General features: G+C 41.4%; 19 protein-coding genes and 1 rRNA gene. 3 read left to right on the plus strand and 17 right to left on the minus strand.

All coding sequences use genetic code 11. The annotated features are described in order from the left end of the window. Together ACFVSW_RS07405 and ACFVSW_RS07410 are read right to left on the minus strand one after the other, a co-directional pair. Positions 1–80 (minus strand): 16S ribosomal RNA (locus tag ACFVSW_RS07405); the annotation flags it as partial. 337 nt (positions 81–417) lie between these two features. Further along, a complete protein-coding gene (locus tag ACFVSW_RS07410; RefSeq protein WP_387314629.1) occupies positions 418–948 on the minus strand; it encodes a DinB family protein in 531 nt (176 codons plus the stop codon). A gap of 219 nt (positions 949–1,167) precedes the next feature. Here ACFVSW_RS07410 and ACFVSW_RS07415 point away from each other — a divergent pair, with 219 nt between their 5' ends. After that, complete coding sequence (locus ACFVSW_RS07415) at positions 1,168–1,311, plus strand: DUF3934 domain-containing protein (protein ID WP_387314134.1); 144 nt, start codon at positions 1,168–1,170, stop codon at positions 1,309–1,311. A gap of 93 nt (positions 1,312–1,404) precedes the next feature. Here the strand turns inward: ACFVSW_RS07415 and ACFVSW_RS07420 are convergent, their stop codons facing one another. The 5 genes from ACFVSW_RS07420 to ACFVSW_RS07440 all read right to left on the minus strand — a co-directional run bounded on the left by ACFVSW_RS07420 (position 1,405) and on the right by ACFVSW_RS07440 (position 7,406). Next, positions 1,405–1,614 carry a hypothetical protein gene (locus tag ACFVSW_RS07420; protein ID WP_387314137.1) on the minus strand — a complete coding sequence of 70 codons (210 nt, stop codon included), beginning with the start codon at positions 1,612–1,614 and terminating at the stop codon, positions 1,405–1,407. A gap of 17 nt (positions 1,615–1,631) precedes the next feature. Further along, a complete protein-coding gene (locus ACFVSW_RS07425) occupies positions 1,632–2,834 on the minus strand; it encodes a hypothetical protein (RefSeq protein WP_387314139.1) in 1,203 nt (400 codons plus the stop codon). Then, complete coding sequence (locus tag ACFVSW_RS07430) at positions 2,834–3,298, minus strand: RNA polymerase sigma factor (protein ID WP_387314142.1); 465 nt, start codon at positions 3,296–3,298, stop codon at positions 2,834–2,836. Before ACFVSW_RS07430 ends, ACFVSW_RS07425 begins: the two co-directional genes overlap by 1 nt. A 418-nt stretch (positions 3,299–3,716) precedes the next feature. After that, complete coding sequence (locus tag ACFVSW_RS07435; protein WP_387314144.1) at positions 3,717–5,099, minus strand: L-cystine transporter; 1,383 nt, start codon at positions 5,097–5,099, stop codon at positions 3,717–3,719. A gap of 117 nt (positions 5,100–5,216) precedes the next feature. Then, on the minus strand, positions 5,217–7,406 hold the full coding sequence (locus tag ACFVSW_RS07440; RefSeq protein WP_387314147.1) for an alpha-galactosidase: 2,190 nt from the start codon (positions 7,404–7,406) through the stop codon (positions 5,217–5,219). Between the two features lie 165 nt (positions 7,407–7,571). On the opposite strand from ACFVSW_RS07440, the gene ACFVSW_RS07445 reads away from it, so the two are divergent. Next, entirely contained in the window at positions 7,572–8,177 is a 606-nt protein-coding gene (locus ACFVSW_RS07445) for a DedA family protein (RefSeq protein WP_387314149.1), read from the plus strand. A 140-nt stretch (positions 8,178–8,317) separates the two neighbouring features. On the opposite strand, the gene ACFVSW_RS07450 is transcribed toward ACFVSW_RS07445, so the two are convergent. The 7 genes from ACFVSW_RS07450 to garR all read right to left on the minus strand — a co-directional run bounded on the left by ACFVSW_RS07450 (position 8,318) and on the right by garR (position 16,471). Further along, positions 8,318–9,073 carry an NRDE family protein gene (locus ACFVSW_RS07450; protein WP_387314151.1) on the minus strand — a complete coding sequence of 252 codons (756 nt, stop codon included), beginning with the start codon at positions 9,071–9,073 and terminating at the stop codon, positions 8,318–8,320. Between the two features lie 129 nt (positions 9,074–9,202). Beyond that, positions 9,203–10,534 (minus strand): cation:proton antiporter, encoded by a 1,332-nt coding sequence (locus tag ACFVSW_RS07455; RefSeq protein ID WP_387314153.1) that lies wholly within the window; start codon positions 10,532–10,534, stop codon positions 9,203–9,205. A 236-nt stretch (positions 10,535–10,770) separates the two neighbouring features. Further along, the gene (locus ACFVSW_RS07460; protein ID WP_387314155.1) at positions 10,771–11,532 is read right to left on the minus strand and encodes an SDR family oxidoreductase; all 762 of its coding nucleotides are present in this window, start codon (positions 11,530–11,532) and stop codon (positions 10,771–10,773) included. A 15-nt stretch (positions 11,533–11,547) separates the two neighbouring features. Next, complete coding sequence (locus ACFVSW_RS07465) at positions 11,548–12,570, minus strand: zinc-dependent alcohol dehydrogenase (RefSeq protein WP_387314157.1); 1,023 nt, start codon at positions 12,568–12,570, stop codon at positions 11,548–11,550. Between the two features lie 89 nt (positions 12,571–12,659). Beyond that, positions 12,660–14,018 carry a GntT/GntP/DsdX family permease gene (locus ACFVSW_RS07470; protein WP_387314159.1) on the minus strand — a complete coding sequence of 453 codons (1,359 nt, stop codon included), beginning with the start codon at positions 14,016–14,018 and terminating at the stop codon, positions 12,660–12,662. 90 nt (positions 14,019–14,108) lie between these two features. Next, on the minus strand, positions 14,109–15,539 hold the full coding sequence (locus tag ACFVSW_RS07475; protein ID WP_387314162.1) for a four-carbon acid sugar kinase family protein: 1,431 nt from the start codon (positions 15,537–15,539) through the stop codon (positions 14,109–14,111). 2 nt (positions 15,540–15,541) lie between these two features. Beyond that, the gene (gene garR, locus ACFVSW_RS07480) at positions 15,542–16,471 is read right to left on the minus strand and encodes a 2-hydroxy-3-oxopropionate reductase (RefSeq protein WP_387314163.1); all 930 of its coding nucleotides are present in this window, start codon (positions 16,469–16,471) and stop codon (positions 15,542–15,544) included. Between the two features lie 256 nt (positions 16,472–16,727). Between garR and ACFVSW_RS07485 the strand changes: the two genes are divergently transcribed. Further along, complete coding sequence (locus ACFVSW_RS07485; RefSeq protein WP_387314166.1) at positions 16,728–17,357, plus strand: GntR family transcriptional regulator; 630 nt, start codon at positions 16,728–16,730, stop codon at positions 17,355–17,357. A 97-nt stretch (positions 17,358–17,454) separates the two neighbouring features. On the opposite strand, the gene ACFVSW_RS07490 is transcribed toward ACFVSW_RS07485, so the two are convergent. The 3 genes from ACFVSW_RS07490 to ACFVSW_RS07500 form a co-directional block, all read right to left on the minus strand. Then, positions 17,455–18,192 carry a TPM domain-containing protein gene (locus ACFVSW_RS07490; RefSeq protein WP_387314169.1) on the minus strand — a complete coding sequence of 246 codons (738 nt, stop codon included), beginning with the start codon at positions 18,190–18,192 and terminating at the stop codon, positions 17,455–17,457. Next, a complete protein-coding gene (locus tag ACFVSW_RS07495; RefSeq protein WP_387314631.1) occupies positions 18,192–18,752 on the minus strand; it encodes a LemA family protein in 561 nt (186 codons plus the stop codon). Before ACFVSW_RS07495 ends, ACFVSW_RS07490 begins: the two co-directional genes overlap by 1 nt. 350 nt (positions 18,753–19,102) lie before the next feature. After that, positions 19,103–19,831: a hypothetical protein gene (locus tag ACFVSW_RS07500; protein WP_387314171.1), complete on the minus strand. Its 729-nt coding sequence runs from the start codon at positions 19,829–19,831 to the stop codon at positions 19,103–19,105. Positions 19,832–20,159: the final 328 nt, after the last annotated feature.

The raw sequence follows: 20,159 nt of genomic DNA on the forward strand, positions 1-20,159 counted from the left end.
CTCCCAAAGATTCGCTCGACTTGCATGTATTAGGCACGCCGCCAGCGTTCGTCCTGAGCCAGGATCAAACTCTCCAAGAAAGTTGATTAGCTCATTTGTTACGTTGGCTTAGTTTCATAAATGAAACTAAAAAATATTGTTTGTTGACGTTTTTGTTTGTTTAGTTTTCAAAGAACAATTTTCTCTATCGCTCAAAAGCGACTTTACCATCTTACCAAGTTATCAACTAAAAGTCAATAACTTTTTTCATTTGTTGTTCGCCGTCTCAGTGACGACTTTTCATATATTACAGCATATTATTACCCTGGTCAATACTTTTTTTAAATGTTTTTCACAAAAAAAGAAAGATGCTTTGTTCAGGACGGTTTCACTTAGGTAACGGGCATATTTTAAGTGCCCCAACCTCTTTGACTCCCTTTAAGACTCTTTAAGTTTGCGTATCATTTTTTTGATAATGCGAATCTGTCCGCGATGGCTCAGCTCGTCTTCAAACACATGAAACCACTTAAAGAAATTGTTTGCAGGCTTGTCCCACCAAAACGGAGTTTGCTCAAATAACCATTCGTCAGGCAGGGTTTTAAACGTTTCAATTGTCGTGTTTCTGACATCGGTTAATTGCTTCAGGTAATAATCAATTGTGTTCCCCTTTATTTGCTCCCTTGCGCTGCTTCCTAAGTCTAATCCAGGATTTAATTGACTAACTTCTTCATCCGTTAGATCCCGTTTTTCAAAGGTTTCAATTTGGTACGCTTTTTCCACTGTAGCCATATGGGCTAACAGCATTCCGATTGAGTTCGCCTCGTCATCATAAAGAAAGTCCAGCTCCTCAACCGTTAAATCTTTTACTTCTTCTATTGTCGTTACTCTCGTGTAATTCATCATCGAAACCAATTTGCTGAATTCTAGACCCAAGCCATCTTTTTGATCAATCAAAAATAATGTTTGCATTTCCATTACAACTACCCCCATGCGGAAAAATAATACTTACCTATTATTCGGCATTTGCTATGGAAAACCCTTTTATGGAAAATTAGGAAGCTATTAGATTTCCATTGGGTACTTTTCTGGAATTATTGTTCTAACATTTTTTCGGGCTAATTACAGTGGTTTGTGTTAAACTAACCAAACGACGTTTAGCGGAACGAACAAAAATAATGGAGTGGTAATATGAGTAAAGCTAAGGGGAAAAGCGGAACAGGTCAAGGAACTGGCAAGAAGGGCTGGAATCGCTGGAAGGCCGGTGCTAACAAAGCAAAAAGCGCAAAACCATATGTCAGCAAAGGCACGAAAAAACCAGATAAAGCACAATAAGACCGACAACTTCAATAGAACAAAATACGATGCTCTTTATTTCGAGAGCATCGTTGTTTTTATCCCTTTTTTAAAGTGTTTTTCCACCCGCAGCTACTCTCTCATTAAGGATGCCGGTTTACTTCCCTTGCTCACCACAACATTTTCACCACGGCTTACCAAACGACTCAAGAGCTTTTTCCAAAATGATCTTCCTTTTCTCTTTTTCGCAAACCAACTAAACCGCTCCGACTGGTATTGTTTGTATCCCTCTTGGACATCTTTCATTCGTTGCTTGAGAGTATATTCATTTACATGAAACATTTCTCTTCCTCCCTTTCTTAAAGAGATAGTTCACCAACATTATGAAGAGCCGCTCCTTGTTCCTTTAACTTTTCTTCTTCAACACTGCCTGTGTTTACTCGGACGATGTTCTGAAGAACGCCTTTTAATTTCTTATCGCGGACCGATATTTCCCCAAGGATATCTATTTCTAAAACCTTGTTTCGCAGTACCTCTTCGCTTACATCTTTATCAAGAATAAGTTTTCCATTAACGATAAAATTGGTCGGTTCATCTAAAGCGAGGAATTGTTCGTTCGACCAGACTTCTTCCCCCTCAATCATGATAAAGCTATGTTCATAGGATAATATTTCTGTATCCAACAGGGATGTGAGTTCATACATAAGATCTTCTATCTGCTCATGGCAAACGATAATAGATGTAGAATGAACCTTGGCGATGGCCTCGGTGATTATTTCTCTTGTTACATCTGCATCAAACAAAATCGGCTTTTTTGTATATAAATTCTTTTGTTTAAAGCGGCGAATCGAACGGTTGTTTAACCGCAGCGTCCTATTTAACACCTCATATCCTGCTGGAATCACCTCTATCTTACAGCCCGCTAAAGAAGCTGTTTTTTTATATAAGAAGGCTTCCTGCTCTTCGTAAAGAGAGATTTTTCCGTTAACCTCCAACCTGCTTATTTTTTCGTCGAATTTTTCCATGTTTAAATCTTTCGAAAAGGAAAGCACTCCACTTACAACTAAATACGCTTGATCATCAATGGCTTGGAGGAAGGAATTTGTTAAGGTGAATTTGCCGCTTTCCATCCGTGGTGGTGTCTCTTGATAGCTTTCAAGCTCAAATGCCCCTTTGGAGATAATAGGGCTTAGCATGCCGGAGAGGTGAGCAGGACTATAAACCTTCCCATTTACCATTAAATGAAGCAGCCCTTTTTTCAAATCATCAGGATGAACATTTTTGTCAACAATGACTTCGCCGTTCACCAGTAAGTGTACCGGTTCCGAAATAGATTTTAGGAAAGCCTCATCGAGTTTCAATGTTCCATTAGAAAGGCTATAGCCCTCTGGTACCTCACAGGTCGAACCAATATTTCCAATATTCAACGCCGATAAAAGCTGGGTATCCCCTTTTCGATAAAGTACCATTCCGACATTTTCAATTCTTTCGATTCCCTTAATGCTTTCTTCTGTCGCATCCAGCAAATTTAATAATCCAACATTTCCAATTCGTTGATTCATCATTTTTCCTCCTCTAGTATCGTTCTTAATTTTTTGATGGCTAAATGAAGTTTGTAACGCACCGTTGCGGCTGGAAGCCCCAATTGACTGCCGATTTCCTGGCTGGAAAGCCCAAGCCAATAGCGTTTAAAAATCAAATCACTTGTTTCCTGCGGCAAGTGGGATAAGAGTTCGGTTATTTCTAGGTGGCTATGGGCCGCCCCCTGAATGGAAAAGTCTAAATCGTCCTCCCACTCAGTTAACCGTTTTTCTTTTCTTCGTTCATCAATCATTTTGTTCTTCATGACACGGAAGAACCATGCCCGCTGCTTATAGTCTGGTAAAGTGTGAAGCTGTTCTTCTCCAAGTGCCTTAAGCACCGCATCCTGGACAAGATCATTGGCTTCTTGTTCATGCCGAGCTATCGACCTGGCAAAGCGGTGAAGGTCGTCTTTTAACCTTTCATATAAATCACTCACTCCCACTACAATCACTCACTTTTGGTTTTTTTATCACATCATGATTAGGGTAATTATTGAAGAATTTTAACTTTGGTGGCTGCTCCTCCGCTTTATTAAGTGAAGAAACTTTGTTTTCTCTGCGTTCTCATATAGTTAACGGTTGAAGACCGCAAAGTGTTGGAGGAATTTATAAAATATTTTTAACTTTCTCGGGGGTTGGATGAACGAACTTGAAAAAAGTCCTTTACTTGTATTTAAACAAACGTTTGAACAGTTTTCCAACCTTATTAATCCAGTCATTCAACCAGTTCCAGACACAAAAAAACTGGATAGCCATTTTAAGCTATCCAGCAGCGGAATAAGTTTGGGTGTCAGGCACCACAGAAACACATTTGTCCACCCCACGCGGACACTTCTGTGGTGCCTGACACCCTTTATTTATTTAAGCTTCAACAACGTTTGGTTGTTGGTATACTTCGGTTTCTAGTTCTCCTGTTGCTTTGCTTGTTAATACGCCTGCTGTCATGGAGCCGCTGACGTTTAGGGCGGTGCGTCCCATGTCAATAAGCGGCTCGACTGAGATAAGCAGTCCTGCTATCGCAATTGGCAGGTTCATGACAGATAAAACGATTAGTGCTGCGAAGGTTGCCCCGCCGCCAACACCAGCAACACCAAAGGAACTAATCATCACAACAATAATAAGTGTGAGAATAAAGGACGGGCTTGTCGGATTAATCCCTGCCGATGGTGCAACCATTACGGCTAACATCGCCGGGTAAATTCCGGCACAGCCATTTTGGCCGATAGAAAGTCCGAAAGAACCGGCAAAGTTGGCAATCCCTTCTGATACACCAAGATCTTTTGTTTGTGTTTTAATTGTCAATGGTAATGTCCCCGCACTTGATCTTGACGTAAAGGCAAAGGTTAACGTTGGCAATGCCTTTTTCACATAATTCACAGGACTTAGTTTAGCAAATGATATTAATAGTAAATGCACAATAAACATCAGGATGAGCGCAACATAGGAAGCAATGACAAACTTACCTAGTTTCGCAATCGCTTCAAAATCACTTGTTGCTGTCACCTTGGTGATAATCGCTAGGATTCCATAAGGTGTTAGACGGAGGATAAGTGTAACAACCCTCATGATAACGGCGTACAACGTATCGATGATATTCGCGAAAAATTCACCCTGCTCCGGATTCTTACGTTTGACCCCAAGATAGGCAATCCCGATAAAGGCTGCAAAAATAACGACTGCAATAGTTGAGGTTGGACGTGCTCCTGTTAAATCTTGAAACGGATTACTTGGAACAAGTTCAAGAATTTGCTGCGGGATCGTCATATTTTCAACACTGACAACCTTTTCTTGTAAAAGTGCATTTCTCGCCTTTTCTGCATCACCTTCGTTTAGATGAATGCCATCAAGACCAAATCCTAAGGCCGAACCAATGCCAATAGCTGCCGAAATGGCCGTCGTTGCAAGCAGAATACCGATCACTAGGAAACTAATTTTTCCAATATTTTTTGTTAATTTTAATTTCGTAAAGGCACCGACAATGGAAATGAATACAAGCGGCATTACCACCATTTGTAATAGTTTTACATATCCGCTGCCGACAATGCTAAACCAATCGATTGAACCTGTTGTGACTTCGTGTGTAGTACCATAGATTAAATGAATAATAAAACCAAAGATAATACCTAAACCCAATGCGGTGAAAACACGTTTTGAAAAAGAAACATGCTTTTTTTGCATAATGAATAAACCAAAAATAAGTAATAGTAAAACAGCTACGTTCACAATGATCAGAACGGTATTCATCAAATTCCTCCCCAGTTAATTTAGTGAAAATTCTAATACATATATTCCTATGAGTCAAGTCGGAATTGTAATTATTTTTTAAAAGAAATGAAAACCTCCCCGTAAGAGGTTTTCATTCTAATTTACCTTTTCAATTCGATAAAGAAATGAGCTGTAATCTTTTTTAATCAGTGGAAGCGTTAAGCCAATTTGCATAAGCTCATCCCCGTAAAAAACCTTATCACCATTATTTACTTTGTACATTGCCTCTCGCTTAAGTCCGCGCAATTTCAGCCGAAAAAAGGGGGGATTCGGCACCGCTAGCGTTTTATAATAAAAAACAACCGCACGTTCCTGTTTGGGCGAAACATACATCCATGCCGTATCCATACCAGCAAACGGACTCAACAGCCTAAATTGGTCACCAAAACAGACTAGGTCTTTGATTTGATGATATTGTTGGATTTGCGCGGCGACTAACGTTTTGTCCCCCTCGCTCAGTTTATCGATGTTTAATTCGAATCCCAAATTTGCCGCCATCGCCACATGGCATCTCATTAACAGCGGGGTCGTTCTCCCAACTTGGTGATTCGGCACATCTGAGACATGGGCCCCCATCGTGATCGCTGGGTATATAAGACTGGTTCCATATTGAATTTTTAACCGTTCGACCGCATCGGTATCATCACTCGTCCAAGTTTGCGGCATGTAATACAGCATGCCGGGATCAAAACGGCCGCCGCCTCCCGAGCAGCTTTCAAACAAAATCGCGGGAAAGCGTTCGGTCAGTTTTTCCAAAATCCGATACAGGCCCAGCATATAACGGTGTGCTGTTTCCCTTTGCCTTTCAGGCGGAAGCGCTGCCGAACCAATTTCGGTCATATTTCGGTTCATGTCCCATTTGACATAGGAAATCGCGGCACTCTTGAACACCTTCGAGAGCGTATCGATTAAGTAATTACATACCTCTTTCCTGCTTAGATCAAGGACCAATTGATTTCTTGACGCCGTCCGCCTGCGTCCCGGTACATGCAGGCACCAATCGGGATGCCTGCGATACAATTCGCTGTCGGGCGATACCATTTCAGGCTCGACCCACAATCCAAATTTCATCCCCAGCTTCCCTATATAATCAGCCAATCCTGCCAATCCATTCGGCAGTTTCTTCTGATAAACCACCCAATCCCCTAACGAACTTTTATCGTTGTCACGATGCCCAAACCAGCCATCATCCAAGACAAACAACTCAATCCCCAGCTCGTTTCCGGCCTCGGCAATCTCCTTTAACTTTTTTTCATTAAAATCAAAATAAGTAGCCTCCCAATTATTAATCAGAATCGGGCGCGTTTTGTCGCGATAAACACCGCGGCAAACCCTCGTTCTCAGCAATTTATGATAGGTTCTGGACATTCCGCCGAGACCGTCTGAAGAATAGACCATGATCGCCTCGGGAGTTTGAAACGTTTCCCCCGGCTTTAACAGCCAGGTAAAATCAAATGGATTAATCCCAATGCTGAGCCTTGTTGTTTGAAAAGGATCGACTTCAATGGCAGCTTGGAAATTCCCGCTGTACACTAAACTAACCCCATAAACATCGCCGGACTCTTCGTTCGCATTTTTCGAGAGCAGGGCAACAAATGGATTATGCTGATGGCTGCTGGCACCCCTGGTGGAAGATATGGTTTGCAACCCGTGGTGTAAGGGCTGGCGTTCGATGTGGCGTTCCCGGCTCCATGTCCCGTGCAGATGGAGCCAGTCCCAGTCCGCTTGATGGAAATCGACGGACATACTCAGACATTTATGTAATTCCACTTCCCTGTTCCCAAGGTTCTCGAAGGAAGCAGACCTTGTAATAACATCAAGGTCACTGTAGATTGTATAATGAAGGTTCAGCCCAACTCCAAGCAGTGAATCAACAAGGGTGATGATTAAGGTATCCGCCTCAGAATCATCCTCGACATAGGCAGCAGGCAATCCTTTTAGCGGACGTTTCCCTTGAAAAATCTCATGAGAATTATAGACAAATTCCGTTATCGTTGACCCATCCTCAGATAGCAGTTGATAGGCCGGCGAACGAAAATCGCCATTTCCATAAGCCGGATACTCCTGAGGCAATGTATCAAGCGAAAACTTGGGGTCTTCCGGTTCTGTCGTCGGCGAAAACGCCCTGCCCTTAAAGGCTAGGATAGAGGAAGGCTGGCGCGTCTTAACCTGCCTGCCCCAATACAAATGGGCCGGATACTTCCCGTGGACAATTTGAATGAAGTAACTAACTTTGCCATTATATAAATGAAACACTTCCTCCTTTTCATTCCACTCAATCGGCATGTTGCTTCCCCCCTCATCAACCCTACTATATTCACTTCAAAACTAAACAATGCGACCAGTTTAAAAATGGGTTCATAATCCATGCTCCGCTTACATTTTTTCCGATTTTCAGTAGAAAATAGATACAGTAATTGATAAATATTGAAACTAGGGTGTGTACGTTCTATGCAGCATTTGAATCATCTAATCGAACACTATGGGTATTTTGGCATTATTATTGCGTTGGTCGGAGGTATTATTGGGCTCCCAATCCCTGATGAGGTTCTGCTAACTTATGTAGGATATAACGTTTTTGGAGGCAAAATGGCTTACTTACCTTCACTTCTATCTGCCTTTGCTGGGGCATGTGGGGGTATTTCGCTTAGTTATATCTTAGGTGTAAAACTAGGACTGCCATTTCTGATAAAGTTTGGTCCTAAATTACATATTACGGAAGAAAAAGTGAGTAAAACAAGAAAACAATTTTTGAAATTAGGACCTTTTCTCTTATTTGCCGGCTTTTTTATCCCTGGAGTCCGGCATATCACTGCCTACCTTGCCGGTATTAATGGCTACTCCTATCGAAAGTTTGCTTTATTTGCCTTTTCAGGTGCGGTAACCTGGTGTTTTTCTTTCATAACTCTCGGAAGGGTGCTCGGTGAGAACTGGGTCATTGTTGGAACCTATCTTTCAAAATATAGTATTTATTTGATTTTTGCATTCCTGCTTGGCTGCCTTATTTTTTATACCTATTGGCGAAAAAAAAGGCTGCTGGGAATGGTCGATAAATAACATCCTGATGACGGAGCTCCTTGAATTCGAGGAGTTTTTCTTTTTTAGACGATAGGGAAATATAACTTTCCTATCATGGGATTATAGATTATTTTCCCGCACCATTAACGCAAACTAACTTCCATAGCTAAACAAAAATCTTATAGTGTTATCGTATATTGCTGATTATTTACACCACTGGTTGAAAAAACACGTTCCGCGTATTGAATTTCTTTTTCCGACATTAATAAAACCGTTGAGCTTCTTGTCCCGTAATGCTCACTTTTGATAAACAGCGGTGAGAGCATTCTTTCCCACTCTAATGAAACGCCTGTACTAGGAAGGATACTGTCCGGTGCAGGGTCAGAATGTTGGAGCAGCTCGAACAGCTTGTCTGCCAAACCCTCCTGTTTCCCGGTTATGATTTGTGACAGACCTTCCCTGCCTATTTTTACCTTTGGCCATTCGGTATTTAATAAATGATTGCTGACACCATGAATACCTGGCTCAATCTTTTGCAGCACCTGTCCAATATTCGAATAATAAAACAGCTCATTTGCGTCGCCTGCAAGTAAGTTATAGCCAGGGTAGTCATCATTGTTTTCAGTGAGGCCATGCAGATAATCTTTGATATTTCCTTTATGTTTCAAGGCTTCTGCTACCAGTTCACCGCGCGACCGTTTCCCTTCGGTTAACTCCTTAGGATTGCGAAAGTTTGTCAGGGCCGTAAAACGCCCTTTATCGGTCACTCCCATCCAAGTTCCCATTTTTTCTAGATCCCGTCCCGCAAGGATTTCTGGACTCTCCTCCCAGTAATGTACCGGTGCAGTCGGTCTCTGATAAAATTCATCGCGATTCGCCGCCACCACGAGTTGATATACTGGATGTACTTGATAGGCAAACAAAATTAAACACATTGCAATCACAGCCCTTTTATGAAAATTATAACAAATTTAGGGTGTCAGGCACCATGTGAAAAATTCACATGGTGCCTGACACCCTTACCTTTTTTCTAAATACGAAAAAAACCGGGTATTCCCCGGCTTCTACTTACCTGGATAATTTATTGTTTTAAAGGTATCGTCGTCACTTCTTCGGCGAGGAACTATTTTCTCATCGCCTGGCATTAGTCTCCAGCCTTTGCTTACAACAATTCGCAGCCATGTTCCCGGAATCCAGGAAGTCACCAGCGCTAACATAACAAGGATAGCGAAAAACTCTTGGTTAATGATACCTGTCGAATAAGCTACTGAGGAAAGGACGATGCCAGGGCCGCCTCGGTCATTAATTGCCAATCCTAAATTTAAACTTGTAAATGGGTCTTGTTTGATAGTACGGGAGGTAATGTAAACAGCTAACGTTTGTGTTAATGTTGCAAATAATAGATAGCCAAGGAAGAATAATGGGTTAAAATGTCTTACAAGATCTAATTGTAATCCGACCGTCGCAAAGTAGATCGGGATAAACCATGAAAACGAGATATTCGACACCCCTTGTTCCAGCCGCTCAGACACGACTTTTGGCAAGGCTACTTTTGCAACAATCCCTGCCAGCAGGGCACCAAAGATTGCCTCAACATGAAGGTTACCAGCAAGCGATGCAAGCATAAACATGATAAATAAGAAGTATCCTAAATTGGATGACCTGAACAAAAGGTTCTGTTTAATGATGGTCATTCGTTTAAATAACAGGTAACCAAGAAACACGGTGCCAAGAATAAACGCGGTCGATATAGAGATACTTTTCACTGCAGTTCCTACAGTAAAGACGCCCCCTTCGCTAGCAATCGCAGTGGCGAACCCTAATGCAACCCAAAGCAGCACGTCATGAATTCCTGCACATGCGATAACAATTTTTGCGAACCGAGTGTGCATAATTCCCAGGTCATTAAATATTTTGGATATGACCGGAATCGATGTCACAGCAATGGAGATCGCAATGACAATTTTGAATGCTAAGGTGTTGTTGGCTGTTCCAAGATACGGAGTAATGTTAAACCATCCCGCCGCCAGCCAGCCGACGATAAACGCAGGAATAGTAGCACCGATTACTAATGCCGAGGTGATTTTTGCGTCTTCTTTATTAAATTTCGTCTGGAATTTAAGCCCTGAGCAGAACATCAAAAGCAGTAAACCAAACTGATAAAGCAGGCCAAACAATTTATCCTCTCCGGCAAAACCCAAAAACAACCATTTAAATGCATCCGGGAAGAAATGCCCTAATAGAGTTGGACCGAGAACTAAGCCTGCAGCAACCTCCCCTATAACACGTGGAATGAATATTCGCTCCGCTAAATACCCTAATAAGTGTGCCATTGCTAATAAACATCCCATAGCCATCAGAAAATGACTAATTTCCGCCCCGCTTAAACTAAACATTCCGTGAATCACCCATTTCAACTTTTATTGTTTACTTTTAATAAGGGTATGCAATAATAGCCTCAGTGAATTGGACAACTGTCCACTGCTTGTCAAAATTAAGAAAAAGTGCCTGACCCCCCAGTGGGTTAATGCGTTAACGCATCGGGGGTCAGGCACCTATTTTCTAAAAAGAAGAGCACCCTCCTAATTAGGAAAGTGCCCACACTGTAGTACATCATGCTATTATTCAAGGTTTATCTGCCCAGCCATCCGCCATCGACGGCTAATAAATGACCATGTACATAATTAGAGGCATCCGAGGCCAGGAACACAACTGACCCCTTAAAATCTTCGGGATTTCCCCAGCGGCCGGCAGGAATACGTTCAAGGATTTGTCTATTTCTTGTTTCATCGTTTATGAGTGCTGTATTCATATCTGTTGCAATATATCCAGGGACAATCGCGTTAACATTCACATTGTGCTGCGCCCATTCATTCGATAATGCTTTCGTTAACTGCGCCACGCCGCCCTTTGCAGCAGCATAGGCTGGAACCGTTAATCCTCCTTGGTAGGAAAGCAGGGATGCCGTGTTGATGATTTTCCCTTTCCCATTTGGAACCATATAACGTCCGGCTTGTTGCGATAATAACCAAACCGTCTTCAAATTCACATTGATTACATCGTCCCAATCAAGTTCCGCAAAATCAACCGAAGGGGAACGACGTTGAATTCCTGCATTATTGACTAAAATATCAATTTTTCCAAAATGAGAAACTACGTTTGGAATAGCAGCCTTCACTTGGTCAGCATCCTCTAAATCACATGGTACAATCAAACATTTTCTGCCCAGCTTCTCGATTTCTTCCTTGACTGCAGTCTGTTCGGGTGAGCGTTGCAAAAGGGCAATGTCTGCGCCGGCTTCTGCTAAAGCCAATGCCATAGAACGTCCAATTCCTCTTGTTGCTCCCGTTATCGCAGCAACTTTCCCATTTAGTTTAAATAATTCAAGAGACATGTTTAACCCTCCCAATTAATTCTGTTGAAATAATATTTTTAAAGACACATCGGGATTTTCCATTAATTTAAACCCTTCGGCAATTTGCTCCAGTGGCAGCTGATGCGAAATAAATGGAGCAACATCAATCCTTCCAGTCTCCATTAGTCTAATCGCTTTTTCAAAGTCGCTTCCACTATAGCACCTTGTCGTGGTCAAAGAAATCTCTTTAAAGTGCATGGTTGCTAAATTGATCGCTGGCTGTTGTTTATACACACTGACAACAACAATTTGTCCCTGAATCTTGCTTACCTCCACCATCTGAGTCGCTGTTATTTGTGTACCAGCTACTTCAAAAACAATATCTGCTCCGATTCCGTTGGTAAGGGAAAGCACTTCTGCTGTTACATTAACCTCTTTTGCATCTAATGCAGTAAATCCAAACTCTTTCGCTTTACCTAGACGATACGGACTAATATCGGAAACAATGATTTGATTGGCCCCTGCTTGTTTTGCCATTAAACCAATCAGCAAACCGATTGGTCCTCCACCCAAAATCACGACGTTATCTCCAACTTTCAGATTAGAACGGCGTACGGTATGAACTGCAACTGCAACTGGCTCTGCTAATGCTGCATGAGCATCAGACAGTCCTTCAGGAATGCGGTGAAGTCGGTTCAACGGAACAGCCGCATATTCAGCAAATCCACCATGCTTATCAATCCCAATAAGCTTTAATGATTTACAGACGTGGAATTGCCCAGACTTACATGCTTCACAAGTACCGCAGCTAAGAGTTGGTTCGATTACTACACGGTCGCCGATTGAAAAAGCAGATTCCCCGTTAATCTCTTCGATAATACCGCTAAACTCGTGCCCCATTGCTAAAGGTGCTTTAGCTCGCGGGTGTTTTCCGGCATAAATCATCATATCTGTTCCGCAAATACCTGCATAGGAAACCTTAATAAGAGCTTCTCCTTCATTTAAGGTTGGTTTTTCAAGCTCCCCTAACACAACATTCTTTTCTGAAATATACAAACCTGCTTTCATTACAGCCATATTCATACCCTCCATATATGTTATTTGCTATTCCCTATGAGTGAACGCCCTGCTATAACAAGAAGCAGGGCATTATTGTCATTAAACATTTAGATAAATAAAGATAGTAATAGAACCATTCCAAAAGCAGCGAACGAAAGAATCGTTTCCATAACTGTCCATGTCTTTAATGTCTCGGGCACTGACATGTTAAAGAATTCTTTAATCAACCAGAAGCCCGAATCATTCACGTGAGAAAGCATGATGGACCCTGCTCCAGTTGCCAGAACTAGAAGTTCCGGGCTAACCCCTGGCGTAACTGCCGCAATCGGATAAACAATCCCGGCAGCTGTTGTCATAGCTACAGTTGCTGACCCAACGGCTGCACGAATCAGTCCGGCAATCACGAACGCCAATACAATCGGGGATAGATGCGCTGCTGAAGCATAGCTTGCAATCGCATCGCCCACACCGCTTGCTGTTAAAATTTTATTGAATCCCCCTCCAGCTCCAATAATTAAGATGATGGATGCAACCGGTCCAAGACAGTCATTGGTAAACTTCACAATGTCTTTTCCATTAAAGCCGCGTGCAATACCAAAAGAATAGAAAGCAAAAAGAAGAGAGATTAATAGCGCAATTACCGGGCTTCCAATATAATCAATTACTTGTCTGAATGTATTTTCAGCAGGGTAGATAAGATCAACCACTGTTGCAACCAGCATGAGAATAACCGGAAGCAGTATTGTAAAAATAGTAATACCGAATTTCGGTAAATCTTTACTGCCAGATTCGGTAAATTGAGCGACTAAATCACCACTTGGCTCAACTTTAACTCTTTTTGCAATCCAAGAACCGTAAAGCGGACCTGCTATAGCTGCAGCAGGTATTGCCACGACTAGGGCTAAGAAAATGGTTTTTCCTAGATTTGCATGAAACATACCAACGGCAAGCATCGCTGCAGGGTGCGGCGGGATTAGACTATGGACAACAGCGAGACCCGCTACTAATGAAAGACCAATTTTAATAAGCGAGGTTCCTGTATGTTTGGCAATTACGAATACCAAAGGAATTAATAGGACAACACCAACTTGGAAAAAGACAGGAATACCACAAATAATAGCAACAATCATCATCGCCCAATGGACGTTCTTTTCACCAAATAAATTAACGAGTGTCTTAGCAACGCGCTCTGCACCGCCGGACTCGGCCATCATTTTCCCGAGCATTGTCCCTAGACCAAGGACGATTGCAATAAATCCTAAAACACCGGCGACACCTTCTTGGAAGGATGAAATAATTTCCGGCAATTTCATTCCCGAAATCAATCCCATAAACATAGCAGCAATAATTAGAGCGATAAAAGGATTGGTGTTGAACTTAGCGATTAAAACGATTAAACCTACGATGGCAATGATGGCATATAGCAATAAACTAGCGTTATGGCTTAAGCCGAAAATTGAATCCATTGCATTTCCCCCTTAATTAGATAAAAAATGATTTCTCCTCTTTGAATCTATGAAATCGTAATAATTCCATTTTCCCCTCTGTTTTAAAATCTAGCTTAAAATCTCAGCAACTTCTCTTAATGTCGTTTTAGTTCCAACATTACCTGGAAAAACAACATAAGCGATTCCAGGAAACTTACTTTCATTTCCGGTGGTCCAAACTGGGATACCTGGTTTAATTTGACCAGCTACCGTTGCTCTTTTTACATTGAGTCCTTTTGTTCCGATATCACTTGAGGTGATGCCACCCTTTGCAATAATATAACTTGGCCGCACTTCTAATCGTTGAACAATGCTTGTAACTGCATCTGAAATTTGCACGGATAGCTTTAACTCTTCCTCTTTCTTTCCTTCACCAAGATCCAGTCTTTCTCGTCTTGTGTAAACGGCTACATTTTTCCCCGAACGAATCATTTGTTCACATGTTTCAACGATTCGGTCAACTTCAGCATGAAACTTCTCCGGCTGAAGCACAAGATGGACGTTAAATTCAATAAATTCAATAGCGTCGCTCTTTTTCAATTCTTCAAGCTGCTCCGTTGTTTTTTGCACATGAGAGCCAACAATGATTAGCCCGCCATTATTCGATTCTTCCTTCATTAGTTCTTCTCTCGTTAGTAACTCTTTATCACTAACCCCCCCTAGAACCTTGGTAAGAGCAGCCGCACTTCTGAACATAAAATTCTTACCTGCATGTAATGCCCTTATGAGCGCAATCGTAAAGATTTTTACATCCACATAATCAACCGCATTGACTACAACTTTATTAAAGTCATTCACCTTAAGTAATTGATTGGTGCTTGTCTCTAAATCGAGCGCCCGGATACTTTCAAGTGAAATATAGGTTGTTTTTTCTGCGGGGAATTCGCCATTTGTTTTTTCTTCCACCCACTCACCCAAATGGGAATGGGTATAACCAAATGTTCTGTCTTTTGCAAATTCCGTTTCCCCCGCTGGCACCAAGAATTGGTCATATTGGACATAGTGAGTATTATCGATTGTAAAGCGGCCACCCTCTTTGAAAAATGGCAGTAATATTTCTCCATCAAAGCTCCTAACCGAGCTTGATTGAATGGTTTCCTTCAATACTTTTGTTTCAAGCGGATAGTGCCCTCTTAAAGTCGAATCTCCTCGGCTAATGATGATAAAATCTCTGTTTAGTTTCCTTGAAACCATTAAAACATTTGCGGCAATCTCTTGATGTGCCGTTTCAGTTTCTGCCGCAGTAAAGCCCCGCGAATTAGTTAAAAGGAAGAACATCGAATTTTCCTCTAAAAACCCCATTTCGATACTGTCTAATGACCAATCCGTATAAACAGAAATACCATGAACAGTTTGGACACCTGTAGGGTCATCATCAAGCACGATAATTTTTTTATTAAGAATAGTTAATTCTTTTTTCAACAGTTCATCGACAACGGATACATCGACTGCTGGAATTTTTTCAAAAGCTTCGGCTGCTAATCTCTTACCTGTACACATGCTTATAAACTCCTTACTTCCACATTGGCAAGCTTTTCATAATATTGGACGATACCGCCGTGATCATGGCTTGCCTTTCCATCCACCTTCAAGGCATGGAAGATTTCTAAAAGCTGGCTTGATAATGGCAGTGGAACGCCAATTTCGTGCGCAGTTTCCATCACGTTGGTGATATCTTTAAGGTTGATATCAATTCTTCCGCCGGCAACGAAGTTTCGTTCAAGAATTAATGGAACCTTTGCATCTAAAACGGCACTTCCTGCAAGTCCTCCCCTAATGGCCTGATACATTTTATTAATATCGATTCCAGCTTTCGCTGCTAAAACAAGGGCTTCAGACATAGCTGCGATATTTAGGTTAACAATGACCTGATTGGCAAGCTTTGCCGTTGTACCACAACCGTTACCGCCTACTAATGTCACATCTTTCCCCATTCCATAAAGGACATCTTTGACAGTTTCAAACACTTCTTCCTTGCCGCCTGCCATAATAGCTAACGTACCATCAATCGCTTTTGGTTCGCCGCCGCTTACTGGTGCATCTAGCATTTCAATGCCCTTTTTCGCAAGTTCGTTTGCGATTTCCCTTGAGACAACTGGTGTAATAGAACTCATATCGATTACAACAGAGCCTTCTTTAGCACTATGAATGATCCCATTCTCTCCTAATACAACCTGTCTTACATGTTGATTAGCTGGAAGCATCGTAATAATAATGTCACTTCGTTCGCCAACTTCGATTGGAGAGGCGGCTGCCGCCGCACCTGATTGAACTAATGACTCCACAGCTTTCTGATTAATGTCGAAAACGGTCAAACTATGGCCTGCATTCAGTAGATTTAGTGCCATCGGTTTCCCCATAATGCCTAAGCCGATAAAACCAATACTCTTCGTCATAATTGTTCCTCCCTGAAAATTAAAAACAAATTTCACTTTAGATGCATACGCTTACAAAAAATTTTAAAAAAATTATTGAATCATCATTGTGCCTTCAATCTGATTGAAAACGAGCAAACATAGAAAGGTAAAACAGGAATGTATACACGTTATTTAATTTTGTATACATTTATATTACTTTTGTATACAAATTATAATAGTTTCTTTTTTCAGATATGTCTAGTCTATTTTTTTTAAAAATAAAATTTGTTACTATTAACTTAAATTAGATTAATAATTGTGAGGGAATTACATGCTGCGGAAAAATGAAAAAACTCGTCACGCTTATCATCAATCCTATGAAATCCTTCGTGATCAAATTTTAAATGGGGAACTTCCAGGTGGAACGAAAATTGTGGAGGAAAAGCTCGCTGCCGATTTTGGTGTCAGCCGGACTCCAATCAGGGAGTCCATTCGGAGGTTAGAATACGAAGGATTGATTGTCAAAAAGATGGTAGTTAGTCCAACAGAAAAGGATTTGCGAAACATGTTTCAGATTCGGATTCTCTTGGAAGGATTCTCAGCAAAATCGGCAGCAGCCTATCTTCCTGAGGATGAGCTTGATTCTCTTTGGGAATGCGTAGAAATTGGCAAAACGGGGACCATCGAAGAAATTATGAAAGCAAACGAACAATTTCATGAAATCATTGTTGATGCCAGTAATAATCCAGTTATGATTGATATTATCGATAGAATGAAATCAATCATTTATCTTTTTCGCCGGACAGTCGTTTACTACAACCGCCCATTCTTGATCGAAGAACACGAACATATTTATGAAGCCATTAAAGCAAGAGATGGCCAAAAAGCCGAAATCCTCATGCAGCAACACCTCCAGTCTGACCTGGACTTTTGCTTACACTTATTAAGTCAGAACAAATAATAAGGTGTCAGGCACCATGTGAATTTTTCACATGGTGCCTGACACCTTTTGGGAATTACTGGAGGGACAGAGTACCTGTCCCTTTGTCCCTATCTATCTACCAGCCCCGGCTGGCGCCCCCTCCTCCCGAGGAACCGCCTCCTCCTCCACGGGATCCACCGCCGCCTCTTCCGCCACCTCTAGACAAGATGGAAAGCAGAAGGTAGGTGAGGGTGCCGCCAAAGAATTTAAAGTCAAGGAACACGACGACAACTACAATAATAATGAGGAGCCATGGCGGAATCCCGATCCCTTCATTCTTTGTTGCCGGCTGCTCTCCACCCTTGACGCCATATTCAGCGAGTACCTCTTTCACCAGTACTTTATAAGTTTCAATAACCGCTTTATTTGGCTGTTGATTTTTCAGATTAGGAATTGAGTATTCATCGAGAATCCGTCCGGCCTTACCGTCGGGAATTCTGCCCTCGAGCCCGTATCCTACTTCAATCCTTGCTTTATGTTCCTCCATCGCTAAAACGAGTAAGACACCGTTGTTTTCCTTTTTGTTTCCAATGCCGTATTTTCGAAATGCCTCAACGGCAAATTCTTCTATTGTTCGATCCCCGATTGTCGGGACTGTCAAAACAGCTACCTGTGCTGTCGTTCGATTTTCAAGGCTTCTTCCTAAATTGATTAACTCAGCCTTTTCCGTTTCGTTTAAAACATGGGCAAAATCCTGAACATAAATATCTCCCGTAGAGGCGGGAATTTGAACATCCTCAGCAAGTGCATTTGCTGCACATAGTTGAAAGGTGAAAAACACCAGTAGAAGGCTGAAGATCCGTTTCGCATTCATCACCCATTGCCCCCAAAGTCAACCTGAGGTACTTCCTGTGCTTTAGGATCTGCTTTAAAATATTCCTTTTCATTAAACCCGGCAATTCTTGCGATTATCGCTCCCGGGAATTGCTTTACTTTTTTGTTAAACACAGCTACCTGGTCATTATAATCCTTCCGGGCAACAGAGATTCGATTTTCCGTTCCGGCCAGTTCATCCATTAATTGGGCAAACTGCTGATTGGCCTTCAGGTCTGGATAATTTTCAACAACGACGAGCAAACGGCTTAACGCCCCTGATAATTCAGCGTTCGCTGTCGCTTCCTCTCCCGGTGTTTTCGCCCCGGCAAGTCGTGCACGAGCATCGGAAATGGAGGTTATCACATCTTTTTCATGTGCGGCATAACCTTTTACCGTATTTACCAAGTTGGGGATCAAGTCCAGCCTTCTTTGCAGCTGATTTTCAATTTGTGCATAAGACTGATTCACGTTTTCTTCGGAACTGACAAAGTTGTTATAGCTGGACATGAACATAAGGCCAAAAACAACAATGACAGCAATAACAATTCCGATTGCCATAAAACCTTTTTTCAAAATATCCACACTCCTTTCTCACCTATAGTATATATCACTTTTAAAATAAGTTCCGTTGTTAACCCATTAAATCAAATGATTGATTGAGGAAGCGGACGGAAAAACCTGTTTGCCAATTTGTATTATTAAATCTCGGTTTAATCAATAACAATTTGCAGTAGTCTTGACTGCGGTTTTTTGGTATCTGATTCCGTGCCATCAGTCTCTGTCAAAAAGTAAACAAAGTTTTGATTCAACTATGTAAAAGCTGGTAAAAGGTGGGGAGTTCGTACAAATCAAAAACTTCTTTATAAGATTGAACAGCCCTTTGCTTATTCGCATCGGGCTGTTGACAGTTAATATTCGTACTTTTTATTCTCAATGATTGTATAGCCTTTTCCGTTTTCAATTACAATCATCATGAAATCATTTTTAACAAAGTTCTCACTGAACTCAACATTTTGTTTGTAAATACTTTCCTGCTTGCTGCTATCCTTAAAAACTCCCATATAAAGTGTATTTTCATTAAAAACCTGCTTGATTAGGGTAGTTTCTCCGTTTTCCTTTGTAAATAACTGACTCACATATCCATCTCCGGAAGGGACATACTCAAATACCTTTGTTTCTTTGCCATTAACTGAAAAACTAGCTTTTAGGGATTCAGTTTTCGTATCGTATTCACCTGAAATATTCATACTTTGAATGGTCTCATCTTCTGATTTCATTTCCAGGTCGAACGTGCAAATATCGCCTTTCAATTCAACGTGACCTTTACTATCTTGATTCATCACCGGCCCTTCCCAAACATTTTGTCCTGTTTTAGGGACGCCAGACAACATCGCTATTGGCATTAAAGGAATATCTGTGCTAAACAAGCCCATCAAAGTAATAGAGACCAATGGATTTTCTTTTGAGACGGTTTCCAACATAGGGTCAAACATCTCATATGCTTTTTGTTTCACTTCCATATAATGTGTCATTCCAGTGGCAATAGGCGGAATAGCTGACTCTCCAAGTTCATCTTTCGGTGAAGCAGGTGTTTCATTGTCCTTTTTTTGTGGAGCTTTTCCTTCTTCTTTACTCACGGGAGCTGTTCCCTCTGTTTCCTCTTTTACGTCGCTTTTACCGCACCCGCTAATGGAAAAAAACATCAATAAAGTCGTCAACATCAAAAACATTTTATTTACTAACATTCGTTTTCGTTTACCTATGCACAACACCCCCATTAAAACATCTAATGTTTCCTTAAAATATTTTATGAGCATTTTCCATTTCTTGATACCTCTTTATGGTGAAATCAAAAATAAAAAGTATCCAATCCATGGATGATTGTAAATGCACAAGAAAATGCCTTAACCCAAAATTGGTAAGAAAGGGTTTACCTCGCAAAAATACTTTATGGTATGATGTTTA

This window comes from Neobacillus sp. NPDC058068 (assembly GCF_042885335.1).
Taxonomy (GTDB): Bacteria; Bacillota; Bacilli; order Bacillales; family Cytobacillaceae; genus Neobacillus.

Excerpts from the sequence above, each read along its gene's own strand:
- ACFVSW_RS07450 (WP_387314151.1), bottom strand. The coding sequence starts at position 9,073 with ATGTGTTTAATTTTGTTTGCCTATCAAGTACATCCAGTATATCAACTC.
- ACFVSW_RS07495 (WP_387314631.1), bottom strand. The coding sequence starts at position 18,752 with ATGGCAATCGGAATTGTTATTGCTGTCATTGTTGTTTTTGGCCTTATG.
- ACFVSW_RS07445 (WP_387314149.1), top strand. The coding sequence starts at position 7,572 with ATGCAGCATTTGAATCATCTAATCGAACACTATGGGTATTTTGGCATT.
- ACFVSW_RS07460 (WP_387314155.1), bottom strand. The coding sequence starts at position 11,532 with ATGTCTCTTGAATTATTTAAACTAAATGGGAAAGTTGCTGCGATAACG.
- ACFVSW_RS07470 (WP_387314159.1), bottom strand. The coding sequence starts at position 14,018 with ATGGATTCAATTTTCGGCTTAAGCCATAACGCTAGTTTATTGCTATAT.
- ACFVSW_RS07490 (WP_387314169.1), bottom strand. The coding sequence starts at position 18,192 with ATGAATGCGAAACGGATCTTCAGCCTTCTACTGGTGTTTTTCACCTTT.
- ACFVSW_RS07475 (WP_387314162.1), bottom strand. The coding sequence starts at position 15,539 with ATGTGTACAGGTAAGAGATTAGCAGCCGAAGCTTTTGAAAAAATTCCA.
- ACFVSW_RS07485 (WP_387314166.1), top strand. The coding sequence starts at position 16,728 with ATGCTGCGGAAAAATGAAAAAACTCGTCACGCTTATCATCAATCCTAT.
- ACFVSW_RS07420 (WP_387314137.1), bottom strand. The coding sequence starts at position 1,614 with ATGTTTCATGTAAATGAATATACTCTCAAGCAACGAATGAAAGATGTC.
- ACFVSW_RS07425 (WP_387314139.1), bottom strand. The coding sequence starts at position 2,834 with ATGAATCAACGAATTGGAAATGTTGGATTATTAAATTTGCTGGATGCG.
- ACFVSW_RS07410 (WP_387314629.1), bottom strand. The coding sequence starts at position 948 with ATGCAAACATTATTTTTGATTGATCAAAAAGATGGCTTGGGTCTAGAA.
- ACFVSW_RS07435 (WP_387314144.1), bottom strand. The coding sequence starts at position 5,099 with ATGAATACCGTTCTGATCATTGTGAACGTAGCTGTTTTACTATTACTT.
- ACFVSW_RS07440 (WP_387314147.1), bottom strand. The coding sequence starts at position 7,406 with ATGCCGATTGAGTGGAATGAAAAGGAGGAAGTGTTTCATTTATATAAT.
- ACFVSW_RS07415 (WP_387314134.1), top strand. The coding sequence starts at position 1,168 with ATGAGTAAAGCTAAGGGGAAAAGCGGAACAGGTCAAGGAACTGGCAAG.
- ACFVSW_RS07465 (WP_387314157.1), bottom strand. The coding sequence starts at position 12,570 with ATGGCTGTAATGAAAGCAGGTTTGTATATTTCAGAAAAGAATGTTGTG.
- ACFVSW_RS07455 (WP_387314153.1), bottom strand. The coding sequence starts at position 10,534 with ATGTTTAGTTTAAGCGGGGCGGAAATTAGTCATTTTCTGATGGCTATG.